This window comes from Tsukamurella sp. DT100, from assembly GCF_049844855.1.
In the GTDB taxonomy this organism is placed as follows: Bacteria; Actinomycetota; Actinomycetes; order Mycobacteriales; family Mycobacteriaceae; genus Tsukamurella.
This window is the reverse complement of the sequence record NZ_JBNCLV010000002.1, coordinates 277,346-290,378: the sequence shown is the minus strand read 5'-3', so window position 1 is coordinate 290,378 and position 13,033 is coordinate 277,346. Positions and strand designations below refer to the sequence as shown.

The window sequence follows — 13,033 nt, the reverse complement described above, 5'->3', positions numbered from 1 at the left end:
CGAACACGGGTTCACCTCGATTCATCGCCGGGAACGTCTCACGAGAAGAGGGAGATCATGACCGCTAGTCCCACGAACAACCCGAACCCCCCGAGCAACCCGCTCGGTGCCGGCCAGCAGTTCGTCAACGAGGTGCGCGGGTTCGCCGCGGATGTCGCCAAGCGCACCTGGCAGACGGCCATCGCCATCGGCGCCATCGCCGCGATCCTCGGCATCGTGCTGCTCGCCTGGCCGCAGCCGACGCTGCACGTCGTGGCGATCCTGTTCGCGCTCTACCTGCTCATCACCGGCGTGCTCCAGATCGTCGCGACCTTCGGCGTGCTCTCCTCGCAGAGCTTCTGGTGGCGCCTGCTCACCTTCCTGACCGGTGCGGTCTCGATCGTGCTGGCCGTCGTCGCATTCCGCAACGTCGTCGAGTCGCTGGTGATGCTCGCCATCTGGATCGGCGTGGGCTGGATCTTCCGCGGCATCGCGGGCCTGTCGCTCTACGCCGACTTCCCGAAGGGCGCGCCCGGCAAGGTGTGGGGCATCATCCTGGCCATCATCTCCATCGCCGCCGGTGCCTTCGTCGTGATCTACCCGTACGACTCGATCCCGTCGCTGGTGCTGGCCACCGGCATCGTCCTGATCGTGCTCGGCCTGGTCGAGATCTTCCACGGCATCCAGATCCGGTCGAACATCAACCGCATCCGCCCGCAGGTCTAGTCCGCACCCGCGGAACTGCCGGCCTCACCCCGGCAGACCGACAAGGGGCCGGCACCGTCTTCTCGACGGTGCCGGCCCCTTTCGTCGTTCAGACCGTGCGGCGGTGAGTCCTACTCGTAGGTCTCGCCGGCCTCGGCCTTGGCGACCAGCGAGGCGGGCGGGGTGAACTGCTCGCCGTACTTGCCGGCCAGGAAGTTCGCCTGCGCGATGAACGCCTTCGGACCCGCGAGGCCCTCGGCGGGCGTGCCCGGGCGGCCCTCGTAGGTGTTGATGTACTGCAGCACGCCACCGGTCCAGGCGGGGAAGCCGATGCCGAAGATCGAGCCGATGTTGGCGTCGGCCACCGAGGTGAGCACGCCCTCGTCGAAGCAGCGGACGGTCTCGATGGACTCGATGAAGAGCATGCGCTCCTGGAGCTCGTGGAAGTCCGGCGTGACGCTGCCCGACTTGAAGTGCTCCTGGAAGCCCTGCCACAGGCCGGTGCGCTTGCCGTCGGCGTAGTCGTAGAAGCCGGCGCCGTCCTTCTTGGAGGTGCGGCCGTTCTCGACCATCCAGTCGACCACGGCGAAGGCGCCGTGCTGCGGCACGTCCTTGCCCTCCGCCTTGAGGGCGGTCTCGGTCGCGAGGCGGATCTTCTGCATCAGGGTGAGCGTGAGCTCATCCGTCAGCTGCAGCGGCGCGGCCGGGTAGCCGGCCTGCTGGCCCGCCTGCTCCAGGTACACCGGGTCGACGCCCTCGCCGATGGCCGCGAGGGCCTCGTTGATGAACGTGCCGATGACGCGGGAGGTGAAGAAGCCGCGGCTGTCGTGGACGACGATCGGGGTCTTCTTGATCTGCAGGGTGTAGTCGATCACCTTCGCCAGGACGGCGTCGGAGGTCTTCTCGCCCTTGATGATCTCCACCAGCGGCATCTTGTCGACGGGGCTGAAGAAGTGGATGCCGATGAAGTCCTCGGAGCGCTTGACGCCCTCGGCGAGGATGGTGATCGGCAGGGTCGACGTGTTGGAGCCGAGGATGGCGTCGGGCTCGACGATGTCCTCGATCTCCTGGAACACCTTGTTCTTCACCTCGACCGACTCGAACGCGGCCTCGATGACGAGGTCGACGCCCGCGAAGTCCTGCGGGTCGATGGTCGGCGTGATGCGGCCGAGCAGCTCGTCGGACTTCTCCTGCGTGGTGCGGCCCTTGGCCAGCGCCTTCGCCTCGAGCTGCTCCGAGTACGCCTTGCCCCGCTTGGCGGCGTCGAGGTCGATGTCCTTGAGGACGACCTCGATGCCGGCCTTCGCCGAGACGTACGCGATCGCCGCGCCCATCATGCCGGCGCCGATGACGCCGACCTTCTTGGCCTGGTACTTCTCGAAGCCGTCGGGGCGCGAGCCGCCGCCGTTGATGTGCTGCAGGTCGAAGAAGAACGCCTTGATCATGTTCTTCGAGACGCTGCCCGTGGCCAGCTTGGTGAAGTAGCGCGACTCGATCTCGAGGGCGGTGTCGAAGTCGACGTAGGTGCCCTCGAACGCGGCGGCCATGATGGCCTCCGGCGCCGGCATGGGCGCGCCCTTGAGCTGCTTGCGCAGGTTGGCCGGGAACGCCGGGGCGTTCGGGGCCAGGGTCTTGTCGATCGGCGAGCCGCCGGGGATGCGGTGCCCCTTGACGTCCCAGGGCTGCACGCCGCCCTCGGGGTTGGCCTTGATCCACGCCTTGGCGGCGGGGAGCAGCTCGTCGACGGTGGCGACGACGTCGTTGACCAGGCCGGTCTTCTGAGCCTTGGTCGGGTTCATCTGGGTGCCCTGGAGCAGGACGCCCATGAGCGCGCCCTGCAGGCCGAGCATCCGGACGGTGCGGGTCACGCCGCCGCCGCCGGGGAGCAGGCCGAGCGAGACCTCGGGGAGGCCGATCTTGCTGCCGCGCGCGTCCGCCGCGATGCGGTGGTTGGCGGCGAGGGCGATCTCGAGGCCGCCGCCGAGCGCGGCGCCGTTGATGGCGGCCACGACGGGCTTGGGCAGCTTCTCGATACGACGGAGGTCCTTCTTGATCTCCTGGACGTTGTCGAAGACCTGCTGCGCCTCGGCCGGGGTGGCCTTGCGGATCTCGGTCAGGTTGCCGCCCGCGAAGAAGGTCTTCTTCGCGGAGGTGATGACGACACCGGTGATGGACTCGACCTCGGCCTCGAGGCGGTCGACGGTGGCGCGCATGGACGTGCCGTACAGCTCGTTCATGGTGTTCGCGGAGCTGGTCGGGTCGTCCATCGTCAGGGTGACGATGCCGTCGGCGTCCTGCTCCCAGCGGATCATGTTGTCAGACATGTTTCTTCAGTCTCCTGTTGTTCCGGCGGGCGTCAGACGCGCTCGATGATGGTGGCCGAGCCCATGCCGCCGGCGATGCAGAGCGTGATGAGGCCGTAGCGGCCCCCGGTGCGCTCGAGCTCGTCGAGCACGGTGCCCACCAGCATGGCGCCGGTGGCGCCGAGGGGGTGGCCCAGCGCGATGGCGCCGCCGTTGACGTTGACCTGCTCGCGATCGAGCTTGAAGTCCTTCATCCACTTGAGCACGACGGAGGCGAACGCCTCGTTGAGCTCCCAGACGTCGATGTCGTCCTTGGTCAGGCCGGCCTTGGCGAGCACCTTCTCGGTGGCCGGCGTCGGGCCGGTCAGCATGATCGTGGGGTCGGCGCCGGTCGACGCGGTGGCGACGATGCGGCCGCGGGGGGTCAGGCCGGCCTTCTTGCCGCCGGCCTCGTTGCCCACCAGGACCAGCGCGGCACCGTCGACGATGCCCGAGCTGTTGCCGCCCGTGTGGACGTGGTTGATCTTCTCGACGGTGGTGTACTTCTGCAGCGCCACGGCGTCGAAGCCGCCCATCTCGCCGATCACGGTGAACGCGGGGCGCAGCTTGCCGAGGTCGGCGGCGCTGGTGCCGGGGCGGCGGTGCTCGTCGTTGTCGAGCACGACGAGGCCGTTCTGGTCCTTGACGGGCACGACGGACTTGGCGAACCGGCCCTCGTCCCACGCCTTCGCGGCGAGGTCCTGCGACTGCGCGGAGTACTCGTCGACGTCGTCGCGCGAGAAGCCCTCGATGGTGGCGATGAGGTCGGCACCGATGCCCTGGGGCGCGATGTAGTTGTCGTAGCTGTACTGCGGGTCGTAGAAGAGCGCGCCGAAGTCCGAGCCCATGGGCACGCGGGACATCGACTCCACGCCGCCGGCGAGGACCAGGTCGTCGCCGAGGGCCGAGCCGACCTTCTGCGCGGCCATGTTGGTGGCCTCGAGGCCCGAGGCGCAGAAGCGGTTGATCTGCACACCCGCGACGGTGTCCGGCAGGCCGGCCACGATGGAGGCGGTGCGGGCGATGTCGGCACCCTGCTCACCCACGGGCGAAACCACACCGAGCACGATGTCGTCGATGGCAGCCGGGTCGAGGTTCTCGTTCCGGTCCTTGATCTCGTCGATCAGGCCGACCACCAGGTCGGTGGGCTTGATCGCGGTCAGCGAGCCGTTCTTGAGCTTGCCACGGGGCGTGCGGATCGCCTCGTAGATGAATGCGTCAGACACTTGGTCTTCCCGTCCTTTCGAAGAAGGTGTTCCCGGCCCTCGCGGATACCACGAAGACCGGCACAGCTACAGGCTAACCGTCTGTAGCTTATTTGGAAAGACCTCCAGGTGAGGGCTCGTCTACTACGCCCAGTATGGGCTATTGTGATGTTCATCATGGCAGCAGCACCACGCACCACGGGCACGCGCCTGCGCCCCGCCGAGCGGCGTCGACAGCTGGTCGACGCCGCGACCGCACTGTTCCTCGAGCAGGGCTACGGCAAGGTCTCGGTCTCCGACATCGCGCGCGCCGCCGGCATCAGCGGCCCCAGCGTCTACCGGCACTTCCCGGACAAGGAGGCCATCCTCGCGGCGGCCATGCGGTCCGCCGTCGACGAGATGGCGGAGACCACCGCGCGGGTGCTCGCCCGCCCCGGCGCCACCTTCGAGGACCTCTCCTCCGCCGTCTTCGCCATGGCCGTCTCCCGCCCCGGCCCGCTCGCCCTGTGGCGGTGGAACCGGCGGCACCTCACGGCAGAGCAGGCCCGGGAGATGATCGCCGCCAGCGAGGGCGTGCTCGGCTCGTGGACCGAGGTGCTCCGTCGGGACCACCCCGAGCTCACCGACGACGACGCCCGCGTCCTCACCTGGGCCGTGCTCGCCGTCGGCGGTTCCGTGCCACCCAGCCGCGGCCGCATCGGCATCCGCCGGTACCGCGCCGACCTCGAGGTGATCGCCCGGCGGGTGCTGCGCGCGGCACCGTCGACCGCGCCGGAGCTGCCGGCGCCCCCACCGCACCGCGCCCCCGTGGTGCGCAGCGACGAGATCCTCGACGCCGCGTCGGAGCTCTTCTTCTCCCGCGGCTACAGCGCCGTCAGCATGGACGACATCGGTGCGGCCGTGGGCATCTCGGGCCCCAGCGTCTACGGGCATTTCCCCTCGAAGGGGTCGATCCTGGTGGGCATCGTCGCCCGGGCGCGCGCCGCGCTCGAGATCGGCGTCGTCGGCGCGGCCAGTCTGTCCGACGGTGACCCCCTCGCCGAGCTGCGCGCGCTGGTGCGCTCCTACGCGGCCAACCTCGTCTCGTCGACCGACCTCGCCGTGGCCTTCACCGTCGGCCGCGAGGTGGTCATCGAGTCGGGCGGCGAGGCGCTGCTCGCCGCGCAGAAGGCCTACGTCGCGCGCTGGGTGGCCCTGCTCGCCGCGGGATCCGACGGCGACACGCCCGAGTCCGGGGCGGCGCTCGACGCGGCCGGGGCCCGCATCGCCGTCGGCGCCGCCATGACCATCGCCAACGACTTCGCCCGCACCCGCCGCCTCCGCGGCCGTCCGCGCTTCCACGACGAGCTGGTCCACCTCGTCGACGCCGCGCTGGGCATCTGAATCCCGGCGTTCAGCCCGAGCGCCGGCGGGCGGTGGGGCTATCGCTCCGCGGAGTCATGCGTGCCACGCATGGCCCATGAACCCCCAGGTCAGTCACATTTGTCGCGGGTCCCAACGCGCGCCGCATGCATCCCACGCACGACTTCCCCCACGCGGCGTCGACGGGGCGCGGGGGACGTTTCCTCCCCCACCGGAAGCCGCTCCCCTCGTGGGGGACCAGCCGTCCCCCACACGCGGCGTCGACGTCCCCCACGCCGCGACGCTGCGGCGGGTCCGGCCGGTGCTGCAGCCTGCGGCTTTCATGTCATGCGTGGCACGCATGACTCCGCAGAGTGAGCAACCGCCCGGCGTCCGCGCGGCGGACCGTCGGGCTACCAGCCGTTGACGTGCAGCACCGTGTCGAGCGGGGCGCGCTTGGCGAGCTTGAAGTCGGTGCCCTTGGTGTAGGCGACGGGCAGCAGCACGCCCTGGCGAACGGTGGCGGGGATGCCGAGCGCCTCGGCGACCTCGCGCTCGTACCCGAGGTGCAGCGTCGTCCACGCGGAGCCGAGGCCGCGCTCGCGGAGCGCGAGGGCCAGGCTCCACGCCGCGGGCAGCAGCGAGCCCCACAGCCCGGCCTGATTGCCCTCCGGCAGCTCGCCGCCGGGCACGTGGATCGCGCCGATGACCAGCGCGGGCACCTGCTCCATGACCTCGGCGAGGTAGGTGGCGCTGGAGGCCACCTTCTCGGCGGTCTCGAGGTCCGCCGGCGGCTTCGCGGCCCGCGCCGCCGCGCCCGCCTCGGCGTACGCGAAGTAGGACTTGCGGTAGTACTCGGCGACGATCTTCTTGGGCTCCGGGGCGGTGAGCACGATCCAGTGCCAGCCCTGGGCGTTGCTGCCCGACGGGGCCTGCAGCGCCACCTCGAGCGCGTCGGTGATCACCTCGAGCGGCACGGGCCGCTCGAGGTCGAGGCGCTTGCGCACCGATCGCGTGGTGGTCAACACCTCATCGGCGGAGAGGTCCAGGTGGGGGAAGTCGAGTGCCATGCCTCGACCCTAGCCAGAGAACCTAGCGCGCGCGGGCCGAGCCGCTCCCCCGCTTGGCCCGATCCAACGTCGCGAGGGACTTCTTGGCCGCGGAGAGCTCCTCCTGCAGCGCCGCGACGCGGTCGGCGGCGGCGTCACGGGCCGCGGAGAGCACCTCGTCAACGGCGGCCTGCGCCTCCTTGTCGCCCAGCCCGGCCAGCGCCTTGTGCAGCGCGGGCAGCGGGAACTCCTGCGCGCCCGCGGGTTTCTGCGCGTTTCGCGTCACCTTGAGCGAAGCGGTGTTGTCGGCGCCCACGTACACCGTGATCGCGACGGACCGGGCGGCCCGCGCGGGCGCCGCGGCACCCGCCGGCTTCGACGGTGCGGGCTTGGTGGTCGCGGCCTTGGCGGTCGCGGACTTGGGCGCGCGCTTCACCGCCTTCGGCTGCTTGGTGGCCCGCAGTTCCCTTGCCTCGTAGGGCAACTGGTCGTCGACGCCGGTCGGCTTGACGGTGACGACGACGCCGTCGACCGCGACCACCCGGGCGGATGCGCCGGCGGCGAGCCCGAGGCTCGGCACCCCCTCGACGAGGTAGACCAGCGGCTTCTTGCCCTCGGCGAGCGCCGTGGCGTACCGCCCGAGGTCCTCGGCGGTCAGGGTCTGCTCGGCCATCACTTGACTCCCTTCACCAGTGCGGGCACCACCGACTGCTCGATCGTGTCGATGGCGAGCGGCCCCCCGTACAGGAGCGCGTCCACGCCGTTCGTCTTGTCCAGGATGATGATCGGCACGCCGTAGGTCAACGACGACGGGACGCCGTCGAAGCCGCCGTTGCCGCCCGCGGCGTCGGTGCGCGCCACGACGGTGCGGTCCACCTCGCTCGAGTTCACGGCCTTGTAGATGTCGCCCGACGCCAGGGTCAGCCAGGATCCGGCCCCGTCGACCGGGGTCTGCGTGGAGAAACCCAGCAGGCCCAACAGCTGGAGGGCGTTCGCCGACCGCGAAGCGAGCTTCGTCGCCTTGCCGTCGAAGTGCACGACGTCCACCTTCTTCCCCGAGAACTCGGGGTGCGCGGAGCGCAGCGCGGTGATCCGACCCTCATACGTCTTCGTCACGGCATCCGCGCGGTCCTTGGCACCGAGCGCCTCCGCGATGAAGGCCAGCTGCTGCTGCCAGGTCCACCCGGCCTTGCCCTCCGCGGAGACCGCGATCGCGCGGCCGCCCGCGAGCGACTTGAGGTCCTTGACCTTGTCGGACGCATCCGGGTCGGTGTCCAGGATCAGGTCCGGTTTCGCCTTCTCGATCACGGACGTGTCGGGGTTGGTCGAGGTGCCGGCGCTCGGCACGCCGGACAGCGCCGAGACCCACGCGGGCAGCTCCGACTTCGGGCCGTTCGCCCCGGCGACCACCTCGAAGCCCAAGGCGGAGACCAGTTCCGCGTCGCCGGCTCCCAGCGCGACGATCCGCTGCGGCCGGTCGCTCAGCTCCGTCGTGCCGTTGACGTCCGTCACCGTGCGGGCGCTCCACGCGTCCAGGGCCGGCTGGCCGTCGTCGTCGCCACCGCCGCCGACGAGGACGATGCCGAGCACCACCGCCAGCACCACGACGAGCGCGGCCGCGCCGCCGATCAGCAGCTTCTTCCGATTCGACGACGGCGATCCCGCCCCGCCGAGCACGGGCATCGACGGCGAGCTCGGCCCCATCGGGCCGCCCTGTCCCATCGGACCGCCCGGTCCCCGCGGCCCGACGGGGCCGAGCAGCCCCGTCGGCGCGCCCGGGGGCAGGCCCGGCCCGCCGGGGACCGGCGACATCGGGCCCGGCTGGTTGTAGCCGGTCGCGAGCGCCGGGTTCGACGGCGTCCCCTGCCAATTCACGCCCTGCGGCGCGGTGGGCGGCGCCATGCCCGCGGCGCCCGACATGCGGCGCGACGCGGCGGCTAGGGCGTCGGAGAACTCGCCGGCGGTGTTGAACCGGTCCGCGGGGTTCTTCGCCATGGCGCGGCCGAGCACGTGGTCGACCTCCGGCGAGAGGTCGGGCCGCTTGAGCCGGATGCTCGGCGGATTCTGGCTGATGTGCGCCAGCATCAGCTGGCCCGAGATGGTGGTGGTGAAGGGCGGCGCGCCGGTGAGCAGGACCACCGTCGCGCAGGCCAGGGAGTAGACGTCGGCGCGGTGGTCGACGGGGTGCCCGAGCAGCGCCTCGGGGGCGGTGTACGCCAGGGTGCCGACGACGGTGCCCGCCTGCGTGTTCTGCCCGACCTCGGTCTGGGCGGCGCCGATCCCGAAGTCCGCGAGCTTGACCTGTTCGCCGCGGCGGCCGCGGTCGACGAGGAAGTTGGCGGGCTTGACGTCCCGGTGGAGGATGCCGTGCTGATGCGCGTAGTCCAGCGCGTCCGCGACCTGCTCGATCACGGCGACGGTGCGGTCCAGGCTGAACGGGCCCTCCCGCTGCACCGTCGAGGCGAGGTTGCCGCCCTCGACCAGCTCCATCGCGATCCACAGGTGCCCGTCGGACTCGCCGCGGTCGTAGACGTCCACGATGTGCGGGTGCTTGAGCCCGGCGATCAGGTCGGCCTCGCGGTCGAACCGCGCGCGCACCGACGGATCGGCGGAGAGCTGGGTCTGCAGCACCTTGAGCGCGACGGACCGGGGCAGCGTGCGGTGCCGCACGCGGTACACCGTGCCCATGCCTCCGGTACCGAGGATCGACTCGATCACGTACCCCGCGATCGATTCACCGGGTTCCGACGCCACGAACACACCTCCGCTCCTGTACGTGTACAGCGGTAAGAATCTACCGCGACGGAGGTTGTCCGCTGCTTAACGCGAGGTTGGCGGCTCGTCGGAGGGGCCGCGCTCGCCCGTCTTGCCCCACCGGGGCGCGCTCGGCGGCTGCACCGGGCGGCGGCGCGGGCCGTGCTCGTCGTGGCCCTGCGAGGGCCGCACCCAGCGGTCCCCGCCCTGCTTGCGCTGGGCGCCGGTGCCCCGCTCGTAGGGCGGCGGGGGCAGCGGCCGCACCGGGCGCGGCGACCGCTGCGGCGGCACGGGCGGCGGAGGCGCCTGGTACTGCGGGACGGGCTGCCGCGGCGGAACCGGGGCACCGGGCGCCGGGGCGCCCGGGGCCTGCGCCGCGGGGGCCGGGTAGGGCACGCCCTGCGGCGGGACCGCGGGCTGCGCGTGCCGCCCGGCCGGCGGCGCGGGGACGCGCGGCGGAACCGGTGCCTGCGGCGCCACGGGCGGCACCGGCGCGGCCGCCCCCGGCGCCAGGCGCGGCGGCGCGGGCACCTGGCGCGGCTGGCGCTGCGCCGGCTGCTGCGGCGCGACGGCCGCGATCGGCTGCGCCTGCATGTCGCAGTAGCGCAGCTCCTCGTCGGTCGGGTTGAGGACCACCTCGAACGGCGCGCGACGACCGATGCGCACCCCCACCACCGACGGCGAGACCTGCGCGACGACGAGGTCGGCGTTCGCCCGCTGCGGGGCGCTGCCGGGCGCGCGCAGGGTGAGCATGGTGCGCTCGGGTACCGCGTCGGCGGGGGCACCGTCGAAGACGGTGATGTCGGCCGGGCGGCCCCCGGGACCGTCGGCGATCCGGAAGCGCGCCGGGTCCGCCAGGGTCGCGGCGAGGGTGGCCCACTGGGTCGGCCGGTCGGTGTGCACCGCGACGGACGCGCCGGCGCCGACGGAGCGGAGCAGCACGAGTTGCAGCGGGATCAGCTCGGTCGCGAACTCCACGACGAGCGTCTCGGGGACGGGCGAACCGTCGAACAGGGGCAGTGCCACCGCGTCGGTCCCGGAGACGCCCCACACGGGACCCGCTGGGCCGACGGGGATCTCCACGGCGCCGAGGCCGTCCAGGGGCGCGGAGGGCAGGTCGACGACGCTGGACCCGCCGCCCGGCAGCGTGCCGCGGGCGAGCTCCATCTGGCGGCCCGGCATCGGGACGAGCGCGTCGTCGAGGTTGTCGACGATCGGCACGGCGGTGTCGTAGCGGACGAGTCCGCTGATCTCCACGGGCGCCTGCGCGTCGGCCTTGCGCATCCGCAGCACGACGGAGGTGCTGTCGCTGTCGAGGCCCCACCAGCGGTCGAGCTTCTCGGTGGAGGTGCGGACCGGGTCGATCAGGTAGGTGGTGGCGAACTCGGCGCCGTGCTCGATGTTCTGCCAGGTCTCGGTGCCGCCGAGGGGATCCGCGCCGAAGGTCATGCGGGCGTCCAGGCCGGCGAGCTCCGCGGCCGGCAGCACGCGGGCGCGGATCAGGCGCTCCTGCAGCCGCTGCTCGAGCCGCCGGGTCGCGGCCATGAGGGCCTTGGGGCCCGCCGTGCGCGACGGTCCGCGGCGCACGATCCCCGCCAGGTTGCGGCGGGTGTTGACGCGCAGGATGAGCCAGGTGGAGCGCTCGGCCATCGCCGCGTAGAACCGGACGCCCTGCGAGTAGGAGGCGCGGTAGGCCGGGCCGGGCGGCACGCGGCGGCCGACGGAGGCCACGTCGATGTCCACGTCGAGGCCGTACTGCGTCATCATCGTCGCGAGCAGGTCCAGCGGCACCGTCTCCGCAGCGAAGGCGCGGCCCTCGCGCAGCCGGGTCTCCGCCGGGTCGGCGGTGAGCTCGATCGCCGAGACCAGCTCGAAGCCGTCGCCCTGCCGCACGCCGACGCCGTCGACGTCGATGACCCGGCCGGGGATGCCCCCGGTCGCGCGGCGCCGACGACGCAGGTACCGCGCGCGGGCGCCGATCTTCTCGCTGAGCACGGTGCCGTGCACCGAGACGAAGGCGATCAGGGCGCCCAGCACGATGAGCGCGATCACCGACCACAGCGGCCAGACGCCGCCGACGAGCGCGAACAGGCTCACCGAGAGGACGGCCCAGACCAGCGCGCGGCGCAGCGAGATCCGGATGCCGACGGGCCGCCGCAGGCGCGCGACCTCGGGGTGCGTGGGGACCTCGGCGGCCGCCGCCGACGCCCCCGTCGTCACGGTCTCGGTCATCACGACCTCCGCTTCCGGCCGGGGCGCGTCAGCGCGACCACGCCGCCGATCACCAGCAGCGCCACCGCCCCGGCGCCCGCCACGATCGCCGCGGTCCGCCGCGGCCGCGTATCGGGGTCGGGCGGGGGCGGCGGGACCAGCAACTTCTCCACCGACTGCGGGTCGATGTCCGCGTCGATGTCGGGCACCTTCGCAGTGAGGGCCGCCACCGGATCGATGAGCCCGCGGCCCACCTTGTTGTCCGTGCCGCGGCCGGGCGCGTGCGCCGTGGCCACGAGCCGCGCGGCCGCCTGGGTCGCCGAGAGCTGCGGGTACCGCGCGCGGACCAGGGCCGCCGCGCCCGCGGCGTAGGCCGCCGCGAACTCGGGCCCGGCGAAGGGCACCAGGTTGCGCTCGACGGGGGCGCCGTTGACCACGCCGTCGCCGCCGCGCGAGTTCAGCGAGACGATGCCCGCGCCCGGCGCGGCCACGTCGAGCCAGGGGCCGTTGAGCGATCCGGGCAGGGGCGTGCCCTCCGCGGTGGTGGCGCCCACCGACAGGACCTGCCCGTCGAACCAGTTCGGGGTCGCGACGGTGGTCACCTGCCGCCAGCCGCGCGGGTCGTCGGGCTGGCCGGGGTCCGGGTCGGGATTGTCCTTGCAGTCGTTGGTCCCGACGGTGCCGCCCTGGCGGTCCGTCGCGCCCGCGCCGGCCACGACCAGCGCGTCCTTGGCGCGCAGGGCGTAGGCGACGGCGCCGCCGATCTCGCGCTGGCGGAACTGGTTGTCGGCCGCCATGCAGACGGGCTCGGGCACGACGATCACCTTGGCGCCGCGGTTGGCGGCGCGCACGATGGCGCGGGCGATGCTGCGCGCGTTCACCGCGGCGCGGCCGAGGTTGGGGTCCGCGTCGTCCGCGGGGGTGTTCTGCAGGGAGAAGCCGGCGGAGTCGACGCGGATCGACAGGATCCGCGCGTCCGGGGCCACGCCCACGACGCCGTCGCCCGCCGCGGGCTGCGCGCCGATGACGCCCGCGACCAACGTGCCGGTGGAGTCGCAGTCCAGCAGGCCGCGGTCGCCCGCCACCATGTTGTCGCCGGCGCCGTCGAGGCCGCGGAGGCGGGCCTGGGGCCGGACGCCGGTGCTCAGCACCGCGACGGTGACGCCGGCGCCCGTCGAGAACTTGTGCGCCTCGTCGATCCGCAGGGTGGTGGCCGGCGCGGGGGCCGCGGCCAGGTTGGAGTTCGGCAGGACGCCGGGCTCGACGCAGCGCGGATTGTTGTTGCGCAGCGGGCGCTCCGGGCCGTCGGTGTCGGGCGGCGCGCCGCCGATGTCTGCGACGGGCGGCACCACGGCGCCGGAGACGGCCGGAGCCCAACTTCCGGCGACGACGACGGTGACGGTCGCGGCCGCCGCAGCGACCGTCTTCGGGAATCGGCGCACGGTCC

The 13,033-nt window shown here is 72.6% G+C and carries 9 protein-coding genes; 2 read left to right on the top strand and 7 right to left on the bottom strand.

Features of this window, described 5'->3' with window-relative positions; all coding sequences use genetic code 11:
- Positions 1-57: 57 nt before the first annotated feature.
- The gene (locus ACLQ3K_RS05040; RefSeq protein ID WP_224651403.1) at positions 58-705 is read left to right on the top strand and encodes an HdeD family acid-resistance protein; all 648 of its coding nucleotides are present in this window, start codon (positions 58-60) and stop codon (positions 703-705) included.
- Positions 706-815: 110 nt separating this feature from the next.
- Here ACLQ3K_RS05040 and ACLQ3K_RS05035 read toward each other — a convergent pair whose 3' ends face one another.
- Together ACLQ3K_RS05035 and ACLQ3K_RS05030 are read right to left on the bottom strand one after the other, a co-directional pair.
- Positions 816-3,008, bottom strand: a complete 2,193-nt coding sequence (locus tag ACLQ3K_RS05035; protein WP_425997516.1) for a 3-hydroxyacyl-CoA dehydrogenase NAD-binding domain-containing protein — start codon at positions 3,006-3,008, stop codon at positions 816-818.
- 32 nt (positions 3,009-3,040) lie between these two features.
- A complete protein-coding gene (locus ACLQ3K_RS05030) occupies positions 3,041-4,252 on the bottom strand; it encodes an acetyl-CoA C-acetyltransferase (RefSeq protein ID WP_336669643.1) in 1,212 nt (403 codons plus the stop codon).
- 156 nt (positions 4,253-4,408) lie between these two features.
- Here ACLQ3K_RS05030 and ACLQ3K_RS05025 point away from each other — a divergent pair, with 156 nt between their 5' ends.
- Positions 4,409-5,614 (top strand): TetR/AcrR family transcriptional regulator, encoded by a 1,206-nt coding sequence (locus ACLQ3K_RS05025; RefSeq protein ID WP_425997513.1) that lies wholly within the window; start codon positions 4,409-4,411, stop codon positions 5,612-5,614.
- 371 nt (positions 5,615-5,985) lie between these two features.
- Here the strand turns inward: ACLQ3K_RS05025 and ACLQ3K_RS05020 are convergent, their stop codons facing one another.
- The 5 genes from ACLQ3K_RS05020 to mycP all read right to left on the bottom strand — a co-directional run bounded on the left by ACLQ3K_RS05020 (position 5,986) and on the right by mycP (position 13,028).
- Complete coding sequence (locus ACLQ3K_RS05020) at positions 5,986-6,642, bottom strand: nitroreductase family protein (RefSeq protein WP_425997511.1); 657 nt, start codon at positions 6,640-6,642, stop codon at positions 5,986-5,988.
- Positions 6,643-6,664: 22 nt separating this feature from the next.
- Positions 6,665-7,294, bottom strand: coding sequence for a DUF6319 family protein (locus tag ACLQ3K_RS05015; protein WP_425997509.1), 630 nt, complete (start codon positions 7,292-7,294; stop codon positions 6,665-6,667).
- Positions 7,294-9,375 (bottom strand): serine/threonine-protein kinase, encoded by a 2,082-nt coding sequence (locus ACLQ3K_RS05010; protein ID WP_425997507.1) that lies wholly within the window; start codon positions 9,373-9,375, stop codon positions 7,294-7,296. Before ACLQ3K_RS05010 ends, ACLQ3K_RS05015 begins: the two co-directional genes overlap by 1 nt.
- A gap of 66 nt (positions 9,376-9,441) precedes the next feature.
- Entirely contained in the window at positions 9,442-11,607 is a 2,166-nt protein-coding gene (eccE, locus tag ACLQ3K_RS05005) for a type VII secretion protein EccE (RefSeq protein ID WP_425997505.1), read from the bottom strand.
- Positions 11,607-13,028 (bottom strand): type VII secretion-associated serine protease mycosin, encoded by a 1,422-nt coding sequence (gene mycP, locus ACLQ3K_RS05000; protein WP_425997503.1) that lies wholly within the window; start codon positions 13,026-13,028, stop codon positions 11,607-11,609. The genes eccE and mycP overlap by 1 nt, the downstream gene beginning before the upstream one ends.
- Positions 13,029-13,033: the final 5 nt, after the last annotated feature.

Coding starts and splice junctions, on each gene's coding strand:
- ACLQ3K_RS05040 (WP_224651403.1), top strand. CDS start 58: ATGACCGCTAGTCCCACGAACAACCCGAACCCCCCGAGCAACCCGCTC.
- ACLQ3K_RS05035 (WP_425997516.1), bottom strand. CDS start 3,008: ATGTCTGACAACATGATCCGCTGGGAGCAGGACGCCGACGGCATCGTC.
- ACLQ3K_RS05025 (WP_425997513.1), top strand. CDS start 4,409: ATGGCAGCAGCACCACGCACCACGGGCACGCGCCTGCGCCCCGCCGAG.
- ACLQ3K_RS05020 (WP_425997511.1), bottom strand. CDS start 6,642: ATGGCACTCGACTTCCCCCACCTGGACCTCTCCGCCGATGAGGTGTTG.
- ACLQ3K_RS05015 (WP_425997509.1), bottom strand. CDS start 7,294: ATGGCCGAGCAGACCCTGACCGCCGAGGACCTCGGGCGGTACGCCACG.
- eccE (WP_425997505.1), bottom strand. CDS start 11,607: ATGACCGAGACCGTGACGACGGGGGCGTCGGCGGCGGCCGCCGAGGTC.